The sequence below is a fragment of the Pseudomonas jilinensis genome, from assembly GCF_003586265.1.
GTDB lineage: Bacteria > Pseudomonadota > Gammaproteobacteria > Pseudomonadales > Pseudomonadaceae > Halopseudomonas > Halopseudomonas phragmitis.
Genome location: NZ_QJSA01000003.1, coordinates 164720 through 187752, shown reverse-complemented (window position 1 = coordinate 187752; position 23033 = coordinate 164720). Strand labels below are relative to the sequence as shown.

Here is a 23033-nt window from a genome sequence, read left to right as displayed (position 1 = left end):
GGTCCTGACCTTGGCGGGGGCGCAACTATACTGATCAAGAACCGGCACCCATAGCTCGTTAGGCCGGTAGGAGGTGAGTCAATGCGTTCTTTGCTTGTGGTAATGGCGCTGCTGTTCAGTGGCGCTGTGCTGGCCATGCATTGTCCGGCAGACATGGCCAGAATCGATAGCATTTTGCAGAGCAGCCCGCCCAGCGATCCGGTGGTGCTGGAGCAGGTCAAGGCGTTGCGCGAAGAGGGTGAAGCCTTGCACAACGCCGGCCGTCATAGCGAGTCGGTCAAGGTGCTGGGCAAGGCTTTGCAGATGCTGGAAGCCAGTCAGTAGCGGCTTTAGCCGCCAAACAGTGCCGGCTTCTCCCGCTCGCGGCGAGGGCCGCCAGCCGGCCGTGGCGCGCCGTCCTGGCGCTGCGGCTTGGCTGCCCGATTGCCGTTGACCTCGGTTCTGCGCGGTTTGTCCTGTGCCTGCTCATCGCGGCGGGCCGGACGCTGACCGTTGCTTTGCCCTTGGCGCTTTTCATGCCGCGGCTTGTCATTGCGACCCTGACCGCGGGCCTGACCCTGTGGGCGCTGCCCACGTGGCTGACGCTCGGGGCGGTCGCTGTTGAGTTCGGCCTGGGCCGGCGGCTGGAAGTTCTGGTCGTCACCCTCTTCGATACGCTGACGGGTCATGCGCTCAATGGCCTTGAGCAGCTTTTCCTCATCCGGGCTGACCAGGGAAATCGCTTCACCGCTGCGCCCGGCCCGGCCGGTACGGCCGATGCGGTGCACATAGTCTTCAGCCACGTTGGGCAGTTCGAAATTGACCACATGCGGCAACTGGTCGATGTCCAGACCGCGGGCGGCGATGTCGGTGGCGACCAGCAGACGAATTTTGTTGGCCTTGAAGTCGGCCAGGGCTTTGGTACGGGCGTTCTGGCTCTTGTTGCCATGGATCGCGGCGGCCGGCAGGCCGTTCTTTTCCAGGTACTCGGCCAGGCGGTTGGCGCCGTGCTTGGTGCGAGTGAACACCAGTACCTGCTCCCAGGCGCCCAAGGTTACCAGGTGCGCCAGCAGCGCACGCTTGTGACCGGAGGCGATGCGGAACACTTTCTGCTCGATGCGCTCGACCGTGGTATTCGGCGGGGTGACTTCGATGCGCGCCGGGTTGTGCAGCAGGCGGTTGGCTAGTTCGGTGATTTCCTTCGAAAAGGTCGCCGAGAACAGCAGGTTCTGGCGTTTGGCCGGCAGCTTGGCAATCACCTTTTTCACGTCGTGGATGAAACCCATGTCGAGCATACGGTCGGCTTCGTCGAGTACCAGAATTTCCACCTTGGACAGGTCGACCATTTTCTGGTTGGTCAAATCCAGCAGGCGGCCGGGGCAGGCGACCAGTACGTCGAGGCCGGGGGCGATGGCCTTGACCTGGGGGCTGGCGCCGACGCCGCCGAAAATGCAGGCGCTTTTCAGTGGCAGATCACGGGCATAGGTGAGGATGCTGTCATGCACCTGGGCTGCCAGTTCGCGGGTCGGAGTCAGAACCAGAGCGCGAACCTGACGCGGCGCGCGTTTGTGGTTGGCGTCCGGGTGGCCGCCAGGGAACAGCAGCTCCAGCAGCGGCAAGGAGAAACCGGCGGTCTTGCCGGTGCCAGTCTGGGCGGCAACCATCAGGTCGCGGCCTTCCAGTACGGCAGGGATCGCCTGCGCCTGGACGGGGGTCGGAGTGGAATAGCCGGTGGCGGCGACAGCGCTAACCAGCGCGTCGGACAGACCGAGAGAAGCAAAGGACATTCAGATAACCCTGTGATGGCCGATGCGAACGGGTTGTTCGTGCGGCCGGTGATGAAGGTCGCGGAGTTTAACAGATAACATGGACAAAGTGGCTGTCCGGTGATCGGTGGCCAGGGAGTCGCTGATTCAATCGAGCCTGGGCAGAGCTCGATTGAATCAGAGGTTCTGGCTTACTTGTTCAGGTTGCGCCACACCGCCAGACTCGGTTCGGCCTGATTGAGGGTGTAAAAGTGCAGGCCCGGTGCGCCGCCGTCGAGCAGGCGTTGGCACATGTCGCTGATTACGTCGGTGCCGAAGGCGACGATGCTGTCGCTGTCATCGCCGTAGGCTTCCAGTTGCTTGCGGATCCAGCGCGGAATCTCGGCGCCGCAGGCATCGGAGAAGCGCGCCAGCTTGCTGTAGTTGGTAATCGGCATGATGCCGGGCACGATCGGGATATCCACGCCGGCCTGGCGGACCCGGTCGACGAAGTGGAAGTAGCAGTCGGCGTTGAAGAAGTACTGGGTGATCGCGCTGTCGGCGCCGGCCTTGGCCTTGCGCACGAAGTTGGCCAGGTCATCCTCGAAGTTGCGGGCCTGGGGATGGGCTTCCGGGTAGGCGGCGACTTCAATAGTGAAGTGATCACCGGTCTCGGTGCGGATGAATTCGACCAGTTCGTTGGCGTAGCGCAGCTCGCCGGAGGCCTGACCCATGCCTGAGGGCAGGTCGCCACGCAGGGCGACAATACGCTTGATGCCGGCATCGCGGTACTGGTTGAGCAGGCTGCGCAGGTCGTCCTTGCTGTCGCCGACGCAGGACAGGTGCGGTGCGGTCGGCACTTTTACGTCGCCGTCCAGTTGCAGCACGGTGTTCAGCGTGCGGTCGCGGGTTGAGCCGCCGGCACCGTAGGTTACCGAGAAGAACTCGGGGTTGTGTGCCGCCAGCACATGGGCGGTGGCAATCAGTTTTTCATGTCCGGCGTCAGTCTTGGTCGGGAAAAACTCGAAGCTGACGGGCGCTTTGTTATGTGTGCTCATGCTCTGTCTCTATCGGGGCAGGGGCCTGGCGCACCAGGCCCGCTGCGGGTCAGTAGCGGTAATCGTCGGCCTTGAACGGCCCTTCGACGGTTACGCCGATGTAGTCGGCCTGGGTCTGGGTCAGGCGGGTGACGACGCCACCAAAGCCTTTGACCATTTCCAGCGCGACTTCTTCGTCGAGTTTCTTCGGCAACACTTCAACCCGCAGCTTGCTGGCCTTATCGGCAGCCGGCAGGTCGGCGAACTTCTCGCCATACAAATGGATCTGGGCCAGTACCTGGTTGGCGAACGAGCCATCCATGATCCGGCTTGGGTGGCCGGTGGCGTTGCCGAGGTTCACCAGGCGGCCTTCGGCGAGCAGGATCAGATAGTCGTCGTTGCTCGGGTCGAAGTTGTCCTTGCCGGTGCGGTGCAGCTTGTGTACCTGCGGCTTGACCTCTTCCCAGTGCCAGTTGGCGCGGGTGTAGGCAGTGTCGATTTCGTTGTCGAAGTGGCCGATGTTGCACACCACGGCGCGCTTTTTCAGCGCCTTGAGCATGTTGGCGTCACAGACGTTGACGTTGCCGGTGGTGGTGACGATCAGGTCGATCTTGCCCAGCAGTTCCTTGTTGATGCTGGCTTCGGTGCCGTCGTTGAGGCCGTTGTTGTAGGGCGAGACGACTTCATAGCCGTCCATGCAGGCTTGCATGGCGCAGATCGGGTCGACTTCGCTGACCTTGACGATCATGCCTTCCTGGCGCAGCGAGGCGGCCGAGCCCTTGCCCACGTCGCCATAGCCGATGACCAGGGCCTGCTTGCCGGACAGCAGGTGGTCGGTGGCGCGCTTGATGGCGTCGTTGAGGCTGTGGCGGCAGCCGTACTTGTTGTCGTTCTTGCTCTTGGTCACCGAGTCGTTGACGTTGATCGCCGGGACTTTGAGGGTGCCTTTTTTCAGCATGTCGAGCAGGCGGTGGACACCGGTGGTGGTTTCTTCGGTGATGCCGTGAATGCGCTCGAGCATTTGCGGGTATTTGTTGTGGAGGATTTCGGTCAGGTCGCCGCCATCATCCAGAACCATGTTGGCGTCCCAGGGCTGGCCGTCCTTGAGGATGGTCTGCTCGATACACCATTCGTACTCTTCTTCGGTTTCACCTTTCCAGGCGAATACCGGGATGCCGGCAGCAGCGATGGCGGCGGCGGCCTGGTCCTGGGTGGAGAAGATGTTGCATGATGACCAGCGCACTTCGGCACCCAGGGCGGTGAGGGTTTCGATCAGTACCGCAGTCTGGATGGTCATGTGGATACAGCCAAGGATTTTGGCGCCCTTGAGCGGCTGTTCGCCGGCGTATTTGCGGCGCAGGCCCATCAGTGCCGGCATTTCCGATTCGGCGATGATGATTTCCCGGCGACCCCAGGCGGCCAGGCTGATGTCGGCGACTTTGTAGTCGGTAAAGTTTTCGTTCATAACTGCACTCATGCGGTTTCTCCATTCGTTTGTGCGAATGGGCGCGGTTGTTTCTCATCTGCCCCGGACCGAGCCTGACGACCAATGTCGCTGCAGCGCCCCTCGGTTGGGGTGTGTTGCAAACTGTGTGCGGTGGCTGTTGTACGGATTGCTTGTCGTTACAATTCCACCGTTTGCGTAGCACTGATTGAATCAATAAGCGTGCCTGCGGCATTGCCAGTCACCTGTTCCGGACACGCTACAAGCACATCCCTGTGCGCTCGGCGATGCCCATCCCTGGGCATCGACGGTCCAGAACAGGTGACTGGCAACACCGCCTGCAGTCCTGTGCAGTCAATCAGTGCTCCACCTTCTTCTTTGTGTCGGATGAAACCATGCTCCCAGCTTCACCCTTCAAACTTCTGTCTCTCTGCATTCTGGGTCTGACCCTGAGTGCCTGTAGCAATCAGGTCGACCCCAACTCGCCGGAAGGCCAGCGTCAGGCGGCCTTCAAGCAGATTCTCGGTCACAGCGAGCCGCTGGGCGGCATGCTGCTGGGGCGCGTTGCCTTCGACGGCGAGGCCTTTGCCGCGCATACCGAAGGGCTGGTCGAGTTGATCGACGCGCCCTGGGCGCATTTCCCCGAACCGGGCGAGTCAAACCAGCGCAACGCCTCGCGTCCAGAGATCTGGTCTGACCCCGAAGGCTTTGCCGCTGCCATCGACGCCTACAAGTCAGCGGTCAATGAGCTGGCTGCTGTTACCCGTGAGGGTGTCGACAGCCTTGACCAGGTGCGCCAGCCGCTGACCGCCGTACAGCAGGCCTGCAAGGCCTGTCACGACGACTACCGCCGTTAAGCCATGCGTGGAAGTGCCTACCCGGCCTCGTTGCTTCAGCAGCCCGTCATTGCGAAGGCCGCAGGCCTGTGGCAATCCAGGCCAGGGTGCGGTTTACGCTGTGGTCTGGATTGCCAATGACGAGGGCTGGTTACAGTTCGGCGCGTAGCGCTTCGGCCTTGTCGGTCTTTTCCCACGGGAAGGCGGTGAAGGTGTCGCCGTTCACGCTCATCTCGTAGGGGTTGCGGCCGAAGTGGCCGTAGGCGGCGGTGGCCTTGTACATCGGGTGCAGCAGGTCGAGCATGCGGGTAATTGCGTAGGGCCGCAGGTCGAAGTGCTGGCGTACCAGTTGGATGATCTTGTCGTCGCTGATCTTGCCGGTGCCGAAGGTGTTGATCGATACCGAGGTCGGCTGGGCGACGCCGATGGCGTAGGACACCTGGATTTCGCACTTGTCGGCCAGACCGGCGGCGACGATGTTCTTGGCTACGTAGCGGCCGGCATAGGCGGCGCTGCGGTCAACCTTGGACGGGTCCTTGCCGGAGAAGGCGCCGCCACCGTGGCGGGCCATGCCGCCGTAGGTGTCGACGATGATCTTGCGTCCGGTCAGGCCACAGTCGCCGACCGGTCCGCCGATCACGAACTTGCCGGTCGGGTTGATGTGGAACTGGGTGTCGGCGTGCAGCAGTTCAGCTGGGATCACGTGCTTGACGATCAGCTCCATTACCGCTTCGCGCAAGTCGCTCTGGCTGACGTCCGGGTTGTGCTGGGTCGACAGGACGATGGCGTCGATGCCAACCACCTTGCCGGCGTCGTAGCGGCAGGTGACCTGTGATTTGGCGTCTGGGCGCAGCCACGGCAGCAGGCCGCTCTTGCGGGCTTCGGCCTGGCGCTCGACCAGGCGGTGGGCGAAGGTAATCGGAGCTGGCATCAGCACGTCGGTTTCGTTGCTGGCATAGCCGAACATCAGGCCCTGATCGCCCGCGCCCTGGTCTTCGGGCTTCTGCCGGTCGACGCCCTGGGCGATGTCCGGTGACTGTTTGCCGATGATGTTGATCACGCCGCAGGTGGCGCCGTCATAGCCGACATCGGAGGAGGTGTAGCCGATATCCATGATGACGTTGCGCACCAGGTCTTCCAGATCGATCCAGGCGCTGGTGGTGATTTCACCGCCGACGATGGCTACGCCGGTTTTGACCATGGTTTCGCAGGCTACCCGGGCGAATTTGTCTTCGGCCAGGATGGCATCGAGCACCGCGTCGGAAATCTGGTCAGCGAGCTTGTCCGGATGTCCTTCGGAAACGGATTCGGAAGTGAAAATCGAGTAATCGCTCATAGCAATATCCTTTCCTCTGCGGGCGGATGGTTGGCAAATTGTTGAATCTGGATCTGGAAACCGTTGCGCAGTCCCAGGTACAGGCTGGCCCCGGCGCTGAGTCCGGCGTCTTGGGCCCAATGGCTGAGGTCGTCCTGGTCGAAGCCCAGCCACAGGTCGCCGCAACTGTCGCGTACCCAGCTCTGGTCGTGGCTGCACAGTTCGGTCAGGATCAGGCTGCCACCGGGTTTGATCAGGCTGGCAAAGCGTTTGAGCGCTTCGGCCGGGGCCGGCATGTGGTGCAGCACCATGTTGCAGACCAGGCAGTCGGCCAGGGGTAGGTTTTGGGGCGTCAGAGCGTCGGCGAGCAGGCAGTCGACGTTGGCAAGCCCGGCTTCGCGGCAGTGCTGGCTGGCCCGTTCAAGCATTGACGGGGCGTTGTCCAGGGCGATCACCCGTTCGAAACGGGCGGCCAGGTCGGGCAGAAAGCCGCCCTCGCCGGGGCCGACTTCAATCGCCAGGGTGCGGGCGTCGGCCGCGAGGCTGTCGAGCAGGCCCAGCAGCGGCTCACGGTAGAGGCCGAAATGGGCAATCAGGTCCTGTTGGGCTGGGGTGCCATCGTTGAAGCGGCTGAAGAACTGGCGTGACAGTTCGGCGCGTTGGGCGTGCACGGTGTCGATGGCGGCTTGCAGTTCCGGGTCCAGCGTCACAGCGTCGAGCCCGGCTAGCAGTTGTTCGTGCAGAGCGCGCCAGTGGTTGTCACCCTGCGGCAGGCTGCGACGATAAAAGATCGAGTTGCCTTCCCGGCGGGTGCTGACCAGTCCGGCGTTGGCCAGAATCTTGAGGTGGTGACTCATGCCGGACTGGCGCACGGCGAAGATCTGCGCCAGTTCCAGTACCCCGAAAGAGTCGTTGCGCAGGGCGCGCAGGATGTCCAGGCGCAGGCTGTCGCTGGCTGCTTTGCAGAAGTTGGCCAGGTGGTCGACGGGCGAGGTGTGGCCCGGGTGGGCGACAAGTTGCGCATGTTGAGTCATGGCGGGCAGTGTAGAGGGCTGCGCTGACGCTCGCAAGACCTATATCAAAAAACTTTGATATAGGTCGATAAGTGGTCTCCATTCGTCTGCCGGGTGGTGGCTGGTTGCCGGGTCGGCGGGGTTTTCATTGCCCAGCAACGTCATTTGCGCGAAAATGCTCGGCTTTGCAGGCCGGCTCAGTCGGCCCTTGATCTTGCTCAGTCAACCACAGGAGTTGCCCATGTCCAGCCGTCGTGACCGCGCCAATGCCATTCGTGCCCTCAGCATGGATGCCGTGCAGAAAGCCAAGAGCGGCCACCCGGGAGCGCCCATGGGCATGGCGGATATCGCCGAAGTGCTGTGGCGTGACTATATGAAACACAATCCGGTCAACCCGCAGTGGGCTGACCGTGACCGCTTCGTGCTGTCCAACGGGCATGGCTCGATGCTGATCTATTCGCTGCTGCACCTGACCGGCTATGACCTGTCGGTCGATGATTTGAAAAACTTCCGCCAGTTGCACAGCAAGACCCCGGGTCACCCCGAATACGGTTACACCCCGGGGGTGGAAACCACCACCGGCCCGCTGGGCCAGGGCGTTGCCAATGCCGTGGGTTTTGCCATCGCCGAGAAGGTGCTGGCCGCGCAGTTCAACCGGGACGGTCATGACATCGTTGACCACTTCACCTATGTGTTCCTCGGCGATGGCTGCATGATGGAAGGCATTTCCCATGAGGTCTGCTCGCTGGCCGGCACCTTGGGTTTGGGTAAGCTGGTGGCTTTCTATGACGACAACGGCATCTCCATCGATGGGGAGGTCGAGGGCTGGTTCACCGACGATACGCCCAAGCGCTTCGAGGCTTACGGCTGGCAGGTGATTCGCAATGTTGACGGTCATGATGCCGACGAGATCAAGACCGCCATCGAGACCGCGCGCAAGAATACCCAGCAGCCGACGCTGATCTGCTGCAAGACCGTGATCGGCTTCGGTTCGCCGAACAAGCAGGGCAAGGAAGAATGCCACGGTGCGCCGCTGGGCGATGATGAGATCGCCGCGACCCGTGAAGCGCTGAACTGGCCGCATGCGCCGTTCGAGATTCCCGAGAACATTCGGGCTGAGTGGGATGCCCGCGCGGCAGGTGCCGAGCGTGAAGCCGAGTGGAATACCCGGTTTGCTGCCTATCAGCAGGCTTACCCGGAGCTGGCCGCCGAGTTCAAGCGCCGCCTGGCCGGTGAGTTGCCGGCTGATTTTGCCGACAAGGCCGCAGCCTATGTTGCCGAGGTGGCAGCCAAGGGCGAGACCATCGCCAGCCGCAAGGCCAGTCAGAACAGCCTCAATGCCTATGGCCCGCTGCTGCCGGAATTGCTCGGCGGTTCGGCTGATCTGGCCGGTTCCAACCTGACCCTGTGGAAGGACTGCAAGGGTGTCGAGGCCGGTGATGCCGGCGGTAACTACCTGTTCTACGGCGTGCGCGAGTTCGGTATGAGCGCGATCATGAACGGTATCGCCCTGCACGGCGGATTCATCCCCTATGGTGCGACCTTCCTGATCTTCATGGAATACGCGCGCAACGCGGTACGCATGTCGGCACTGATGAAGCAGCGGGTGCTCTATGTGTTCACCCATGACTCCATCGGTCTGGGCGAAGACGGCCCGACCCACCAGCCGATCGAGCAACTGGCCAGCCTGCGCGGCACCCCGAACCTGGATACCTGGCGCCCGGCCGATGCGGTCGAGTCGGCAGTAGCCTGGAAGTACGCGATCGAGCGTGCCGACGGCCCCAGTGCGCTGGTGTTCTCGCGCCAGAACCTGCCGCACCAGAGCCGCAGTGCCCAGCAACTGGCGGATATCGCTCGCGGTGGTTACATCCTCAAGGACTGTGCCGGTGAGCCGGAACTGATCCTGATCGCCACTGGCTCGGAAGTCGGGCTGGCGGTGGACGCGTTCGATAAGCTGAGCGCCGCTGGCCGTCAGGTCCGTGTGGTGTCGATGCCCTCGACCAGCGTGTTCGATCAGCAGGACGCCGCATACAAGCAACAGGTGCTGCCGCTGGAAGTCGGCGCGCGCATCGCTATCGAAGCCGCGCATACCGACTTCTGGTACAAGTACGTCGGCCTCGACGGCCGCATCATCGGCATGCAGAGCTTCGGTGAGTCTGCGCCGGCGCCGGCGCTGTTCGAGGAGTTCGGTTTTACCCTCGACAATGTTCTGGCCGCAGCCGAAGAGCTGCTGGAAGACTGACCAGCCGTTTGCGGCGAAGGCTGGAGGTCCCGTTTGCTGACGGGGCTTTCAGCGTTCAGCCCGCAGCCACGAGTGCAGCGAATGATACCCACTGATCGCCAGCCTTTTCGCATTGCCCTCAACGGCTACGGCCGGATTGGCCGCTGCGTGCTGCGTGCGTTGCATGAGCGCGGCGGTGACGGCCTGCAGATCGTGGCGCTGAATGATCTGGCCGATCAGGCCAGCATCGAATATCTGACCCGTTTCGATTCGACCCATGGGCGCTTTCCCGGTGAGGTAAGCGTGGATGGCGATTGCCTGCATATCAATGGCGATTGCGTGAAGGTGTTGCGCGAGCAGCATCCGGAAGGGGTCGACTGGGCGGCTCTGGGGGTGGATCTGTTGCTGGAGTGTTCGGGCCAGTACACCACTCGCGAGGAGGCGCTGCGTTTTGCCCATGCCGGGGTGCCGCGGGTACTGTTTTCCCAGCCGATGGCCAATGAGCAGGCGGTTGATGCGACGGTGGTCTACGGGGTCAATCATCAGCAATTGGATGCTTCGCAGCGGCTGGTGTCGAATGCTTCATGTACGACCAATTGCGGGGTGCCGCTGCTCAAGCTGCTGAATGAGCGTGTGGGGCTGGAGTATGTGTCGATCACGACCATTCATTCGGCGATGAACGATCAGCCGGTGATTGATGCCTACCATCATGATGATCTGCGTCGTACCCGCTCGGCGTTTCAGTCGGTGATTCCGGTGTCGACCGGTTTGGCGCGGGGGATTGAGCGGTTGTTGCCGGAGCTGGCCGGGCGGATTCAGGCCAAGGCGATCCGGGTGCCGACGGTGAATGTGTCGGCGTTGGACATCACCTTGCAAACTGCTCGTGATACCACCGCTGAGGAGATTAATGAGTTGCTCAGGGCGGCGGCAGGCGCTGAGTTTGTCGGGTTGCTGGACTATACCGAGCTGCCGCATGCCAGTTGCGATTTCAACCATGATCCGCATTCGGCGATTGTCGATGGCAGTCAGACCCGGGTGTCGGGGCCGCGGATGGTGAATCTGCTGGTGTGGTTCGATAACGAGTGGGGTTTTGCCAACCGGATGCTGGATGTGGCGGGGTATTGGTTGCGGCGCTGCGGTTGAGCGCGGTGCTTTGTGCTGAGGGTGCGGTTGCACATGATCCATGCCTGTTTGGCGATGACCCGCTCTGGACCGTCGATAGCCAGGGATGGCTATCGCCGAGCTTACAGGGATGTACTTGCAGCGTGTCCAGAGCGGGTCATCGACAAACAGGCTGGCACGGTGTCGGAGCTGTTTGGCTGGTGCCACGTGCAAGGTGCCATTGCCAATGCCCTGTTGCGGACACGCTGTGAACCCGTCCCTGGGCGCTCGACGATAGCCATCCCTGGCTATCGACGGTCCACAACAGGGCATTGGCAATAGCACCAGCGAGAATTGTGCAGTCTTTGTATCGTTATAGTTTTGACGTTTTGATTTAACCAAGGAGCCAGAAATGAGCGTATTGACCATGCAGGAGCTGGATCTCAAAGGCCAGCGGGTGCTGATTCGTGAAGATCTGAACGTGCCGGTCAAGAACGGCAAGGTGGCCAGTGATGCGCGTATCGTCGCGTCCTTGCCGACCATCAAGCTGGCGCTGGAGAAGGGCGCGGCAGTGATGGTCTGTTCGCACCTGGGGCGGCCGGAAGAAGGCGTGTTCAGTGAGGAGAACAGCCTGGCACCGGTAGCGGCCTACCTGAGCGAGGCGTTGGGTCGTGAGGTGCCGCTGGTTCGCGATTATCTGGATGGCGTTGCAGTGCAGCCCGGTGAGCTGGTGCTGCTGGAGAACGTACGCTTCAACAGCGGTGAGAAGAAGAATACCGATGAGCTGGCGCAGAAATATGCGGCGCTTTGTGATGTGTTTGTGATGGATGCCTTTGGTACTGCGCACCGGGCTCAGGGTTCGACCCATGGGGCGGCGAAGTTTGCCAAAGTGGCCTGTGCCGGCCCGCTGCTGGCGGCTGAGCTGGAGGCGCTGGCCAAGGCACTGGACAAGCCGGCGCGGCCGATGCTGGCGATTGTCGCAGGCTCCAAGGTGTCGACCAAGCTGGATGTGCTCAATGCTCTGGCTGAGAAGTGCGATCAGTTGATTGTTGGCGGTGGTATCGCCAATACCTTCCTTGCGGCTGCCGGCTACAAGGTTGGCAAGTCGCTGTATGAGGCTGAGCTGGTGGATACCGCCAAGGCCATCGCGGCCAAGGTCAGCGTGCCGCTGCCGACTGATGTGGTGGTGGCCAAGGAGTTTGCCGAAAGTGCTGAGGCGTCAGTCAAGGCGATTGCCGATGTTGCCGATGACGACATGATTCTGGATATCGGGCCGCAAACCGCCAAGATCTTTGGCGAGATGCTCAAGGCTTCCGGTACCATTTTGTGGAATGGCCCGGTTGGCGTGTTCGAGTTCGACCAGTTTGGCAACGGTACCAAGGTGCTGGCCGAGGCGATTGCCCAAAGCCCGGCGTTTTCGATTGCCGGTGGTGGCGATACCCTGGCAGCGATTGACAAGTATGGCGTAGCTGAGCGGATTTCCTATATTTCTACTGGTGGCGGTGCGTTCCTCGAGTTTGTCGAGGGCAAGGTGTTGCCGGCGGTCGAGATTCTGCAGCAACGCGCACGATAAACCGAGTTCCGACATTTAAACGGAGAGACAACCCATGGCTCTGATCAGTCTGCGCCAAATGCTGGACCACGCTGCCGAGTTCGGCTACGGCGTTCCGGCGTTCAACGTCAATAACCTGGAGCAGGTCCGCGCCATCATGGAAGCGGCCTCTAATACCGACTCACCAGTTATCCTGCAGGCTTCGGCCGGTGCGCGCAAATATGCCGGTGCGCCGTTCCTGCGCCACATGATTCTCGCGGCGATTGAAGAGTTTCCGCATATTCCGGTGTGTATGCACCAGGATCACGGTACTAGCCCGGCAGTATGCCAGCGTTCGATTCAATTGGGCTTTTCCTCGGTGATGATGGATGGTTCGCTGGGAGAGGACGGCAAGACCCCGACCGATTACGAATACAATGTTCGGGTAACCCGTCAGGCGGTCGAGATGGCTCATGCCTGTGGCGTTTCGGTCGAAGGTGAACTGGGCTGTCTGGGTAGCCTGGAAACCGGCATGGCCGGTGAAGAAGATGGCATCGGTGCTGAAGGCGTGCTGGATCACAGTCAGATGCTGACTGATCCGGAAGAGGCGGCTGATTTCGTCAAGCAGACCCATGTCGATGCGCTGGCGATTGCCATTGGAACCAGCCACGGGGCTTACAAGTTCACCCGGCCACCGACTGGCGACATCCTGGCAATCGACCGGATCAAGGCGATCCATGCGCGGATCCCCAATACTCACCTGGTTATGCACGGCTCCAGCTCGGTACCTCAGGAGTGGCTGGCGGTGATCAACGAGTTCGGTGGCGAGATTCCCGAAACCTATGGGGTACCGGTCGAGGAAATCGTTGAGGGTATCAAGCACGGCGTGCGCAAGGTCAATATCGATACCGACCTGCGCCTGGCGTCTACTGGTGCGGTGCGTCGCTTCCTGGCCGAGAACCCCAGCGAGTTCGACCCGCGCAAGTTCCTGAGCAAGACCGTCGATGCTATGCGCGACATCTGTATGGCGCGTTATGAAGCCTTTGGCTGTGCCGGCCAGGCCTCGAAGATCCGCCCGGTTTCGCTGGAAAAGATGTTCGAGCGTTATGCGGCTGGTGAGTTGGAACCCAAGGTCAACTGAACCCTGGTGGGGCGCCGTTCGGCGCCCCGTTCTTATCTCCTCTATTCAGGTTTTGTCCGATGCATCCCAGCGATGATGACGCCGATGAGGCGTTCACCCACGACAAACTGCTCGAAGCTATCGAAAACCAGTTGACAGCTAATCAGCCCCCGGCTACTCAGGCAACCCTGAACAAGCTGACATTGGTGGGCTACAGTCGCGAAGACGCGCTCGACCTGATGGTCCAGGTACTGGCCCACAGCATCGGGCTAATGCTCGAGACTGACCAGCCATTCGATCTGGCTGCTTACGAGCAGGCGCTGCGCAATCTGCCGGAGCTACCCGAGGCGCAGGACTGAGTCTTACATATCGCGTTACAGCGCATGGCGTGCATAGCATCGCCGAGCTTGGCAGACTGCTTTTTTCGGGAATAACAATATGACCTTGTTATCGATTCTGCGTGTAATTCTGTTTTATTTGCTGGCAGTTGTTGTGGCCAGCGTGCTCGGGACCCTGGTCCAGACGCAATTCAATCTGGCGGCGCTGCGCCTGATCGGGACCGATATCCCGGTGGGGTTATGGTTGTCGACCACGCTGGCTGATTTGCGTGGGTTCACCCCCATTTTTGCCATGATGGTCGCCGTCACCCTGCTGCTGGCCTTGCCGGTGGCGGCCGGGCTGGGGCGGATCTTCAAGCCCTGGCGCGGGGTGTTGTTCTTCCTGGCGGGCGCGGTGGGCATCAAGGTGGCGTTTGATATCGCCGACTACCTGTTGCCGATGCCGACCTTTATCGCCGCGACTCGTGGTTTGGCTGGGTTGCTGGCGATGATGGTGGCAGTCGGAATTGGCAGCGCGTTGTTCGGCCGGCTGACCCGACCCACGAATAAGCGTGGCCTGCGGGTACTAGGTTAATAGCAGGCTCCAGGGGCTACCCAGAATTCCCTGACTACACAATGGAGAGTAGCGATGAAACGCCGTACACAGATGACGTTGATCAGTCTTGGGATGAGCGCTGCATTGGCTGTTCAGGCGGCCGACTACCGAATCGAGACCGTCGCTCAAGGGCTGAACCACCCCTGGTCGCTGGCGTTTCTGCCGGATGGGCGGATGCTGGTGACCGAACGCACCGGGCAACTGCGTCTGATCGATGCCCAGGGCAATCTGCAGGCCGAGCCGCTGAGTGGTGTGCCGGAGGTTTATGTCGAGCGTCAGGCCGGGCTGTTCGAGGTGGCGCTTGACCCCGAGTTCGCCGAAAACCAGCGGCTGTTTCTCAGCTATGCCTGCGGCACTGAAAGCGCCAACAATACCTGTTTGGCCAGTGCGCGGCTGACCGACACCGGATTGGAGCAGGTCAATGAGCTCTTTCGTGCCGAATTCGCCAAGCGCGGTGGTGCCCATTATGGTGGGCGGATCGCTTTTCTGCCTGACCACACCCTGATCCTGACCTTGGGTGATGCCTTTATCCACCGCGAAGAAGCGCAGAATCCGGCCAATCATCTGGGAGCCATTGTGCGTCTGCACCGCGACGGCTCAGTGCCTGAGGATAACCCCTTCGTTGGCCAGGAGGGTGCCCGCCCGGAGCTTTACAGCATTGGCCATCGCAACGTTCAGGGGCTGGTCTGGGATGCAGAGCAGCAGCGCTTGCTGGCCCATGAGCATGGTCCGCGCGGTGGTGATGAGCTGAACCTGATTGAGCCGGGGCTCAACTATGGCTGGCCAAAGATCACCTATGGTGTGGATTACAGTGGTGCGGTAATCAGCCCCTATACCGAGATGGATGGCATGCAGCAGCCACTGGTGCAGTGGACGCCATCAATCGCCCCCTCCGGGATGACACTGTATCGCGGCGAGCAATTTCCTGCCTGGGAGGGAAATCTGCTGATTGGCGCCCTGGCCGGGCAGCATGTGCGTCGGGTGGTACTGGAAGGTAATCAGGTGACTGAGCAGGAGTCGCTGTTCGGTGAGCTGGGTGTGCGTATTCGTGATGTACGTACCGCTGCTGATGGTTCGCTGTATCTGCTGACCGACAGCCCGCAAGGGCAGGTGCTGCGGGTCAGCGCGCCTTAACGTCGGCTTTTTCAGCGGCGCTCTGGTTGCTCAATGTGGCATCGGCGTAGAGCTGGATGCCGCTGCGGCCACTGCGCTTGCGTTGGTACATGGCCTGATCGGCATAGCGCATCAGTGTTTCGGCGTCTGGCCAGTGGCCGTCGCTGAGGCTGATGCCTATGCTGGCCCCAACATTGATCTGGCCATGCTCGATATCGATCGGCAGGCTCAATGCTTCCTCCAGGCGCTCTCCCAGTCTCAGGGCGTCTTCCTGATCCTGAATACCTTCACTGACCAGAATGAATTCGTCGCCACCGAGCCGGGCGATCAGGTCAGCTTCACGCGCGCAATCCTTGAGCCGTTGGGCCACCTGGCACAAGACCTGATCACCACTTTCGTGTCCGAGCTGATCGTTGATGGCTTTGAAGTCATTCAAATCGATCAGCACCAGCGCCAGTAGTTCCTTGTGGCGCTGGGTTCGCTGCAGCGCCTGGTGCAGATGATTTGCCAGGGCCGAGCGGTTGGCCAGCCTGGTCAGGGGATCTTGCATGGCCAGTTCGGCCAGACGAGCGTTGGCTGCCTCCAGCGCCTGGGTGCGCTCGGCAACGCGCTGCTCCAGTACCCGCTCCTGTTGTTGCAGGGCCTTGACTACCTGCTTCTGGGCGGCCAGCGCCGAGCTTTGGGCCAGTTCCTTCTGCCGCTTGAGCTCATTGAAGCGTGCTGCCAGTCCCAGTGACAACAACAGCATTTCCAGCGCCGAGCCGACCTGCATGGCATAGACGGTGACGAAGTTGGAGGGGATCAGGCCGAAATTGCGCAGGGCCAACATGCTGGCGCCGATCAACAGCATCAGCCAGGCCAGGACGAAGATGCCGGCACCGGGAACCCTTTGCAGCATGCAACTCAGGCCGCAGGCGAACAACAGGGCGGAAACTAACAGGCCTGCCATCGACATCAGTTGCAGCGCGGTCTGGACCGGAACTACCAGATTGAGCAGGGTGATACTGGCGGCCAGAGTGGCGGCAATGGTTAGTACCTGGTGCCAACGCGGTGCCCACTGCGCGGTATTGAGAAAGGCCTGGGCGAACAGGAGGGCGATAGTGGCCGCCAGGATTATGCTGACCGGCAATATTCGATTCCCCAGCTCGCCGCTGTTGGGCCACAAATAATGCGGGCCGAGACCGTTGATGGCCATGGCGCCAGCGGCAAAGCTGAAAACAAACAGCACGTAGAGCAGGAAAGAGCGCTCGCGCAAAACCAGGAACAGCAGCAGGTTGTAACCGCCCAGAGCCAGCAGCATGCCAAAGTAGATGGCCAGAATCACATAGTTGGTGTTGCTTTGAAGGCGGAAGGCTTCGGCCTGCCACAGCGAGCCATCCAGGGTCATGCTGCCTTCGGAGCGGACCTGCAACAGCACCAGGCGCTGCTCGCCGGGTTCCAGGCGCAGCTTGAAGATCGGAGTGCGGTGCGGAAAGTCGCGTTCGGCGTATCGCGGCACATCGCCGGCGAGTTGGGTTTCCAGGCCGTCTGGGCCATAGCTGTAGAAGTGGATCTGGTCGAGTGACGGATAGCTTAGTTCCAGTACCCAGTCGGTGCTGTGCTGCGCTTGGGAGCTTAGGCTCAGGGCCAGCCACACAGTGTCGCGGGTATAGCCGAAATTAATGTCGCGCCGTTCGGTGATGCTGCGGAAGTGTTCGAGCTGGGTCAGCGCCTGGCTATGGTCCAGGTTTTCGCTGTCGCGCAGGTAGCGGATATGCGCCTTGAGGTCGATGCGGCTTTCGCTGCCATCGACCACCAGTGGTGCTGGCTCCATGGCTTGGGCTTGCAGGTTCAGGACGGGCAATGCAAATAGCACAAACAGCCATAACAGGCTTGTGGCTAAGCGCCAGGCTTCCTGCGGCGCTTGCAAAACACGGGGCCACTCAGCGTGGCTGTCGATTGAACTCATATGGCCTGTGCAGCGTGCATCCCTGGAAACGGCTGCCACTACCCGCCAAGCGCGAGCTCAACCGAGCTCCCGGCTATGCGAGTGTTGGGTGATTGGCAGAATGATGGCTTGACTATAGGTGGCACAATGGCTGCTCGTCAAACCGGGTGGCGGGCATCCGCTACGGAACTGACCAAAGGCAGGTACCGCCCTCAGGGCTTACAATGGCCAGATCCACAGCAGCATGGGGATGCTTACCAGTACCACGATGATCTCCATTGGCAGCCCCAGGCGCCAGTAGTCGCTAAAGCGAAATCCCCCCGGCCCGAGGATCAGGGTGTTGTTCTGATGGCCGATAGGGGTCAGAAATGCGCAGGAGGCACCGATGGCCACTGCCATCAGGAAGCTGTCCGGGTTGACCCCCAGTTGGCTGGCTACGCTCAAGGCGATCGGGCACATGACGGCCGCCGTGGCGGCGTTGTTCATGAAGTCGGACAGGGTCATGGTGACTATCAGTACCAGGGCCAGGGCGATGACCGGGCTACCCTGAGCCAGGTGTTCGAGCAGGGTCTTGGCCAGCAGGTCGGCGGCGCCGGTGTGGGCCATGGCAGCGGCCAGCGGTAGTAGGGCGCCGAGCAGCACGATGATTGGCCAGTCGATGGCGTCATACACACGGCGCAGCGGCAGCACGCCGGTGAGCATGTAGCCGAGCACTCCGGCGGTGAAGGCCAAGGCAGCCGGGAGCAGGCCGAAGGCGGCCAGGGCAATGGCGCCGAGCATGATGCCAATCGCGGTCAGGGCTTTGCGCCGGTTGGGAATCAGGATGCTGCGTTGGGCCAGCGGAATGCAGCCATATTCACTGGCGAAGCCGCTGATGGCGTCGGTTGGGCCCTGCATCAACAGCACGTCGCCGGCGGCCAGTTCGGTCCAGCGCAGCCGCCGAATCGAGCGATGACCTTGGCGCGAGATGGCCAGCAGGTTGATGCCGAAGCGGGTGCGGATCTGTACGTCGCTGGCGCTGCGCCCGAGCAACAGCGAACTGGGCTGGACCACCAGTTCCTGCAAGGCGATTTCTTCATGGCGTTTGGGCTTGCCCGATTCGGGCGCCGAGTCGTCGGCGGACTCGGGTTCAGGGTTGGGGCGGGCTTGAGCATCGTTGTTGTCCGGGTCTTCGGCCTCCGGCGGTACAGCTTCTTCGAGCTTGAGGCCGAGCCGGGTCAGAACCGTGCCGAGCCCTTCGGGGTCGGCCTCGATAACCAGAATGTCATCGACCCGCAGAGTCCGGCTGGAGTAGGGCGCGGTGACCCGGAAGTCGTTGCGTACCATGCCGACGATCTGGGCGTCGACTTCGTCCAGCCATTGCTCGACTTCACCGAGGGTCTTGCCGACCGCCTTGCTGTCGGCGCTGATGTGCACTTCAGTCAGGTAGGTGCCGGTGTCAAAGCTGGCTGCATCGCTTTGCGGGCGGTGGGGGACCAGCCAGCGGGCACCAATCACCGCGAACAGGACGCCGACCAAGGCTACCGCCACCCCGACCGGGGAAAAGTCGAACATGGCGAAGCCGGTGCCGGTCTGTTCAGCCCTGAACCCGGCGACAATCAGGTTGGGCGGGGTGCCGATCAGAGTGGTCATGCCGCCGAGGATGGTGCCGAAGGCCAAGGGCATCAGCACCTTGCCAGGCGGGATGCCCTGACGCTGGGCCAGTTGCATGGCGATCGGCATCAGCAAGGCCATGGCGCCGACATTGTTCATAAAGGCCGAGAGCAGCGCGCCGAGCAGGGTCAGGGCAGCGCAGCCGAGCAGCACGCCGCCATTCTTGGGCAATACCCGCTGGGCCATGGCCTCGACGGCGCCGGTGGTCTGCAGGCCCTGACTGAGGATCAGGACTGCCGCGACCGTGATCACTGCCGGGTGAGCAAAGCCGTTGAATGCCTGTTCGCTGGGAGTCAGGCCGCTCAGTACACAGGCCAGCAACGCCGCCAGCGCCACTACATCATGTCGCAACCGGCCTGAGAGAAACAGGGCAACAGTGATGCCGAGAATGGCAAATACCAATAGCTGATCCAGGTTCATCCTTGCTCCTTGTCTGGCCTTGGCAGGCTATCGCTGATAGGGCCTCAGAGCAGTCTTACCTTGAAGCGACGGCCTTTGATCTTGCCGGCTTCCAGGCTTTGTAACGCAGTTTTGGCCAAATCCCAGCGGATTGCCACCAGAGCCTGGAAGTCGCTGATGCTGATCTTGCCGATGGCGTCGGCCGGCAGGCCGGCCTCGCCGGTCAGCGCACCCAGCAGGTCACCGGGGCGGACCTTGTCCTTGCGTCCGCCGGCAATCGCCAGGGTCCGCATGGGCGCGAGCAGGGGGCTATCGAGGTAATCCGGCAGGCGTTCCAGTGGTTGCCAGTCCAGCGGTGCGCCAAGCTGTTCTTCTATCGCCCGGGCCCGGCCGAGTTCGCGCGCGGCCACCAGGCTCAGGGCCAGCCCCGGTTGGCCAGCCCGGCCGCTACGACCAATACGGTGGGTATGCACGGCCGGGTCGGGTGACAGCTCGACATTGATCACTGCCGCTACGCCTTCGACGTCGATCCCTCGGGCGGCCACATCGGTGGCTACCAGTACGCTGCAGCTTTGATTGGCGAACAGAGCCAAAACCTGATCGCGTTCGCGTTGTTCGAGATCGCCATGCAGTGCCAGGGCGCTGACCCGGTTGGCGTTCAGCAGACTTTCCAGTTCCTGGCACTGCTGGCGGGTTTGGCAAAAGGCGATACAGGGTTGCGGGCGCTCGGCGGCCAGCAGCCGCAGTACCGCCGGCAAACGCTGCTCGGCTGTCACTTCATAGAACCGCTGGGTGATGGAAGGAGAGCTGGTTTCGGAGGCGACTTCCACCCGCTTGGGGGCGCGTAGAAAACGGGCGGCCAGGCTATCGATTCCGGCTGGGTAGGTGGCCGAGAACAGCAGGGTCTGACGTCTGGGCGAGGCATAGCCGATGATGCTGGCGATGCTGTCGTAAAAGCCCATGTCGAGCATCCGGTCGGCCTCGTCCAGCACCAGGCAGTTCAGACCGGACAGTGAGAGCGTTCCACGTTGCAAGTGGTCGAGTACCCGGCCAGGCGTGCCTACAACAATGTGAGCGCCCTGCTCCAGTGAGGCGACTTGCGGGCCGAACGGGGTACCGCCGCAGAGGCTGATGATCTTGATGTTGGGCAGCCCACGGGCCAGGGTCCGCAGACTGCTGGCGACCTGACCGGCGAGCTCACGGGTGGGGGCCAGTACCAGTGCCTGACAGCCGAAAAACGCCGGATTGATTGGGGCCAGTAAACCAATGCCGAATGCGGCGGTCTTGCCGCTGCCGGTGCGCGACTGTGCGATCAGATCGTGACCGGCGAGAATCTCCGGCAGTGCTGCCGCCTGAATCGGCGTCATGCTCTGATAACCCAGTTGTTCCAGAGTCTCGAGCAGGGCGGCTGGGAGGTTTAGGCTGGCAAAAGTGGTGGCGGTCACGGCAGTGCTCGGTCTGGATGCGGGCGTCCAGTGTAGCAGATGCCGTGCGCTGGGACGGCTCAGGTGTCGTCGGAGGTGTGCAGGGTGGTCCGATTGCGGCCTGCTTGCTTGGATTGGTAGAGGGCGCTATCGGCGGCCGCCACCAGGTCGAAGGCTGAGCTCATCTCTTCACTGAACTGGGCTACACCCAGGCTTATTGTGAAGCTCACGCGTTGCTCGAGGTACTCCACGATCAAGCGCTCCATGGCCTGGCGCAGGCGCTCGGCGAGTTGGGCGGCGCCTTGCAGCGAAGTGTCTGGCAGTAGCAGCACGAACTCCTCGCCACCGTAGCGTCCGGCATAATCGGTTTCACGGGCATGCTCGCGGATCACCCGCGCGGCTTCACGGATGACCTCGTCACCAGTCTGGTGGCCGTGGTTATCGTTGATTGGCTTGAAGTTGTCGATATCGAACATCACCAGGCTGGCGGGTGTCTCGTAACGCTGATAGCGGGCGAATTCACGCTCCAGACTCTGCTCCCAGTAGCGTCGGTTGAGCAGGCCAGTCATGCCGTCACGGTGGGCTTGCTCACGCAACTGCAGGTTGGCTGCTTCGAGCTGGCGTTTGTTGAGGGCGATGCCGGTGACATCGTAGATGATCAGGCAGACATGGTCGGCTTCGCCGCGCGGGTTGCGCAGCGGCATGATGGTGACATTCTGGTACATCGCATCGGCCAGCCCGGTGATGGGTTGATAGCTGTTGAAACGTATCAGATACGGTCGTTGCTCCCAGATGGTGAAAGCGCGGGTGCCAAGCAAAACAGCTGTTTCCAGCTTGCGAGAGAACCAGTCTTGATCTATCTCGGGGAACAGCTCGAATAGCGAGCGCTGTGCGGCCTCGGCAGAGCTCAGTCCAGAGTGATTTTCCATGAAACTGTTCCAGACCTCGATCCGGTAATCCCGGTCGAGCACGACAACACCTACATCGATGCTCTGGACGATATCCAGCAGCCAGTGGAGTTCGTTGATGTCAAACTGCGCGGCCATGGCAGGGGTCCCGTTGAGCTCAGTTGATCATGAAGTCGAGCTGTTCGCGCAGACGCGGTACCGAATCTTCGGTGAACAGCAGCAGCAGGTCGAAGTGGATATCGAGATCTTCCAGTCCATAGCTGATTTCCACTGCCAGGGTGCGCTTCCAGCGGCGCTGGTTGATACGGATCAGTTCTTCAACTGGGCAATGCTGGCCTAACACCATCGGATGTCCCTGGGACAGGCTGATGTTGAGCTGCTCGGACAGTCCGTTGAGGCAGGCGCCAACAATGATAGTGGCAAGATCCAGTAGCATTTCCAGGTGAGCGGTCTCGTCATTGGCAGTATTGAGCAGGCGGGCGACATCCTCGATTTGCGCATCGTGAAAGATCAGCAGGGCCTCGCCTGCTACGCCGCCGCCAATATAGCCCTGGCAGATGGCCGATAACTGCTCTCCACGCTGGGCGTCAGCCAGAGCCATATGCAGTTCACCAACTTCGAGGATGTTGACGTTGGGAATCGGCAGTTTGATGAAAACACCGAGTACCCGGCCCAGCAGTTCGGCGGCACGACCCATGGCGATGTTGGCGATTTCCCGGAAGGCATCACGGAACGACACGCTGGGCAGCTCAGGCAGCGGCTCGTTGCTGGCCGCGGGCACTTCGGCCAACGCGACATTGACCCCAAGGTTGTTCAGCGCATCGGCCAGGTGCTGGGGGTCGGCCGGTTTCTTGATAAAGGCCCGGGCGCCTAGGGCCTTGGCCCGGCGTATCGCCTCCTCCTGAATGTCACCGGATACGACAATGACTTCGGCATGCAGGCCTTCCTGGCGCAGCTGGCTGAGTACTCCGAAGCCGTCGAGTTCGGGCATGGTCAGGTCGAGCAGGACGATCTGGCCTGAACCTTCGCGGATGGCCTTGAGTCCTTCGAGGCCGTTGGCCGCCTGGGTGATCCGGAACGGCCAGTTGGCCGGCAGAGCACGAATGAGCTGCTTACGAGCCATATTTGAGTCATCACATACCAGCAGAGGAATGGCGCTCACTTCAGGTGTCCTTGTTCCCGGGCCTAAGGGTGGCAAAAAAATGGCGGCAGAATTACGGCAAATGGCCATTAGTCCTGGCGGCTGCAAGCATGACAATATATTGACCTGTTGAGAAGGGATTCGCGCGTATTGCCGGACACTTTTCGACTGATGGCAGGACATTCCGGTTTTT

General features: G+C 61.5%; 18 protein-coding genes, 1 pseudogene and 1 riboswitch. Of the genes and pseudogenes, 9 read left to right on the top strand and 10 right to left on the bottom strand.

Annotated elements, in window-relative coordinates; translation table 11 throughout:
• The first annotated feature begins 81 nt into the window (after nucleotides 1–81).
• Nucleotides 82–324 (top strand): TMF family protein, encoded by a 243-nt coding sequence (locus tag C2846_RS04380; protein ID WP_080049382.1) that lies wholly within the window; start codon nucleotides 82–84, stop codon nucleotides 322–324.
• 26 nt (nucleotides 325–350) lie between these two features.
• Here the strand turns inward: C2846_RS04380 and C2846_RS04375 are convergent.
• The 3 genes and pseudogenes from C2846_RS04375 to ahcY all read right to left on the bottom strand — a co-directional run.
• Nucleotides 351–1766: pseudogene (locus tag C2846_RS04375) on the bottom strand (DEAD/DEAH box helicase); the annotation flags it as partial.
• A 170-nt stretch (nucleotides 1767–1936) separates the two neighbouring features.
• Nucleotides 1937–2782 (bottom strand): methylenetetrahydrofolate reductase [NAD(P)H], encoded by an 846-nt coding sequence (gene metF, locus C2846_RS04370; RefSeq protein ID WP_080049383.1) that lies wholly within the window; start codon nucleotides 2780–2782, stop codon nucleotides 1937–1939.
• A gap of 49 nt (nucleotides 2783–2831) precedes the next feature.
• Nucleotides 2832–4238, bottom strand: a complete 1407-nt coding sequence (ahcY, locus tag C2846_RS04365; protein WP_080049384.1) for an adenosylhomocysteinase — start codon at nucleotides 4236–4238, stop codon at nucleotides 2832–2834.
• A 20-nt stretch (nucleotides 4239–4258) separates the two neighbouring features.
• Nucleotides 4259–4336: riboswitch (S-adenosyl-L-homocysteine riboswitch) on the bottom strand.
• Nucleotides 4337–4600: 264 nt separating this feature from the next.
• On the opposite strand from ahcY, the gene C2846_RS04360 reads away from it, so the two are divergent.
• Complete coding sequence (locus C2846_RS04360) at nucleotides 4601–5062, top strand: c-type cytochrome (protein ID WP_165443759.1); 462 nt, start codon at nucleotides 4601–4603, stop codon at nucleotides 5060–5062.
• A 130-nt stretch (nucleotides 5063–5192) separates the two neighbouring features.
• Here C2846_RS04360 and metK read toward each other — a convergent pair whose 3' ends face one another.
• Nucleotides 5193–6377, bottom strand: a complete 1185-nt coding sequence (gene metK / locus C2846_RS04355; protein WP_080049386.1) for a methionine adenosyltransferase — start codon at nucleotides 6375–6377, stop codon at nucleotides 5193–5195.
• On the bottom strand, nucleotides 6374–7390 hold the full coding sequence (locus C2846_RS04350) for an ArsR/SmtB family transcription factor (protein ID WP_095624799.1): 1017 nt from the start codon (nucleotides 7388–7390) through the stop codon (nucleotides 6374–6376). The genes metK and C2846_RS04350 overlap by 4 nt, the downstream gene beginning before the upstream one ends.
• Nucleotides 7391–7610: 220 nt before the next feature.
• Here C2846_RS04350 and tkt point away from each other — a divergent pair, with 220 nt between their 5' ends.
• From tkt to C2846_RS04315, 7 genes are all read left to right on the top strand, one after another.
• A complete protein-coding gene (tkt, locus tag C2846_RS04345) occupies nucleotides 7611–9611 on the top strand; it encodes a transketolase (RefSeq protein WP_119700773.1) in 2001 nt (666 codons plus the stop codon).
• A gap of 81 nt (nucleotides 9612–9692) precedes the next feature.
• Nucleotides 9693–10733 (top strand): erythrose-4-phosphate dehydrogenase, encoded by a 1041-nt coding sequence (gene epd, locus C2846_RS04340; protein WP_119700772.1) that lies wholly within the window; start codon nucleotides 9693–9695, stop codon nucleotides 10731–10733.
• Between the two features lie 370 nt (nucleotides 10734–11103).
• On the top strand, nucleotides 11104–12264 hold the full coding sequence (locus tag C2846_RS04335) for a phosphoglycerate kinase (RefSeq protein WP_119700771.1): 1161 nt from the start codon (nucleotides 11104–11106) through the stop codon (nucleotides 12262–12264).
• A 34-nt stretch (nucleotides 12265–12298) separates the two neighbouring features.
• Nucleotides 12299–13363 (top strand): class II fructose-bisphosphate aldolase, encoded by a 1065-nt coding sequence (gene fba / locus C2846_RS04330; protein ID WP_080049391.1) that lies wholly within the window; start codon nucleotides 12299–12301, stop codon nucleotides 13361–13363.
• 59 nt (nucleotides 13364–13422) lie between these two features.
• Nucleotides 13423–13701 (top strand): hypothetical protein, encoded by a 279-nt coding sequence (locus tag C2846_RS04325; RefSeq protein WP_119700770.1) that lies wholly within the window; start codon nucleotides 13423–13425, stop codon nucleotides 13699–13701.
• A gap of 79 nt (nucleotides 13702–13780) precedes the next feature.
• Nucleotides 13781–14254, top strand: coding sequence for a hypothetical protein (locus tag C2846_RS04320; RefSeq protein ID WP_080049393.1), 474 nt, complete (start codon nucleotides 13781–13783; stop codon nucleotides 14252–14254).
• A gap of 54 nt (nucleotides 14255–14308) precedes the next feature.
• On the top strand, nucleotides 14309–15409 hold the full coding sequence (locus tag C2846_RS04315; protein WP_080049394.1) for a PQQ-dependent sugar dehydrogenase: 1101 nt from the start codon (nucleotides 14309–14311) through the stop codon (nucleotides 15407–15409).
• On the opposite strand, the gene C2846_RS04310 is transcribed toward C2846_RS04315, so the two are convergent.
• From C2846_RS04310 to C2846_RS04290, 5 genes are all read right to left on the bottom strand, one after another.
• Nucleotides 15396–17201 (bottom strand): diguanylate cyclase, encoded by a 1806-nt coding sequence (locus C2846_RS04310; RefSeq protein ID WP_165443758.1) that lies wholly within the window; start codon nucleotides 17199–17201, stop codon nucleotides 15396–15398. The two genes, C2846_RS04315 and C2846_RS04310, sit on opposite strands and share 14 nt — an antisense overlap.
• Nucleotides 17202–17534: 333 nt before the next feature.
• Nucleotides 17535–19388 (bottom strand): SLC13 family permease, encoded by a 1854-nt coding sequence (locus tag C2846_RS04305; protein ID WP_080049396.1) that lies wholly within the window; start codon nucleotides 19386–19388, stop codon nucleotides 17535–17537.
• Nucleotides 19389–19432: 44 nt separating this feature from the next.
• The gene (gene dbpA, locus C2846_RS04300; RefSeq protein ID WP_119700768.1) at nucleotides 19433–20812 is read right to left on the bottom strand and encodes an ATP-dependent RNA helicase DbpA; all 1380 of its coding nucleotides are present in this window, start codon (nucleotides 20810–20812) and stop codon (nucleotides 19433–19435) included.
• Nucleotides 20813–20871: 59 nt separating this feature from the next.
• Complete coding sequence (locus C2846_RS04295) at nucleotides 20872–21837, bottom strand: sensor domain-containing diguanylate cyclase (protein ID WP_119700767.1); 966 nt, start codon at nucleotides 21835–21837, stop codon at nucleotides 20872–20874.
• 19 nt (nucleotides 21838–21856) lie between these two features.
• Nucleotides 21857–22861 (bottom strand): response regulator, encoded by a 1005-nt coding sequence (locus C2846_RS04290; RefSeq protein WP_080049399.1) that lies wholly within the window; start codon nucleotides 22859–22861, stop codon nucleotides 21857–21859.
• Nucleotides 22862–23033: the final 172 nt, after the last annotated feature.

Bases quoted from the DNA above. Each gene is read 5' to 3' on its own strand.
- C2846_RS04360 (WP_165443759.1), top strand. From the start codon at position 4,601: ATGCTCCCAGCTTCACCCTTCAAACTTCTGTCTCTCTGCATTCTGGGT.
- C2846_RS04350 (WP_095624799.1), bottom strand. From the start codon at position 7,390: ATGACTCAACATGCGCAACTTGTCGCCCACCCGGGCCACACCTCGCCC.
- C2846_RS04325 (WP_119700770.1), top strand. From the start codon at position 13,423: ATGCATCCCAGCGATGATGACGCCGATGAGGCGTTCACCCACGACAAA.
- fba (WP_080049391.1), top strand. From the start codon at position 12,299: ATGGCTCTGATCAGTCTGCGCCAAATGCTGGACCACGCTGCCGAGTTC.
- epd (WP_119700772.1), top strand. From the start codon at position 9,693: ATGATACCCACTGATCGCCAGCCTTTTCGCATTGCCCTCAACGGCTAC.
- C2846_RS04310 (WP_165443758.1), bottom strand. From the start codon at position 17,201: ATGGAGCCAGCACCACTGGTGGTCGATGGCAGCGAAAGCCGCATCGAC.
- metK (WP_080049386.1), bottom strand. From the start codon at position 6,377: ATGAGCGATTACTCGATTTTCACTTCCGAATCCGTTTCCGAAGGACAT.
- C2846_RS04320 (WP_080049393.1), top strand. From the start codon at position 13,781: ATGACCTTGTTATCGATTCTGCGTGTAATTCTGTTTTATTTGCTGGCA.
- metF (WP_080049383.1), bottom strand. From the start codon at position 2,782: ATGAGCACACATAACAAAGCGCCCGTCAGCTTCGAGTTTTTCCCGACC.
- C2846_RS04335 (WP_119700771.1), top strand. From the start codon at position 11,104: ATGAGCGTATTGACCATGCAGGAGCTGGATCTCAAAGGCCAGCGGGTG.
- C2846_RS04380 (WP_080049382.1), top strand. From the start codon at position 82: ATGCGTTCTTTGCTTGTGGTAATGGCGCTGCTGTTCAGTGGCGCTGTG.
- C2846_RS04295 (WP_119700767.1), bottom strand. From the start codon at position 21,837: ATGGCCGCGCAGTTTGACATCAACGAACTCCACTGGCTGCTGGATATC.
- C2846_RS04305 (WP_080049396.1), bottom strand. From the start codon at position 19,388: ATGAACCTGGATCAGCTATTGGTATTTGCCATTCTCGGCATCACTGTT.
- C2846_RS04315 (WP_080049394.1), top strand. From the start codon at position 14,309: ATGAAACGCCGTACACAGATGACGTTGATCAGTCTTGGGATGAGCGCT.
- tkt (WP_119700773.1), top strand. From the start codon at position 7,611: ATGTCCAGCCGTCGTGACCGCGCCAATGCCATTCGTGCCCTCAGCATG.
- ahcY (WP_080049384.1), bottom strand. From the start codon at position 4,238: ATGAGTGCAGTTATGAACGAAAACTTTACCGACTACAAAGTCGCCGAC.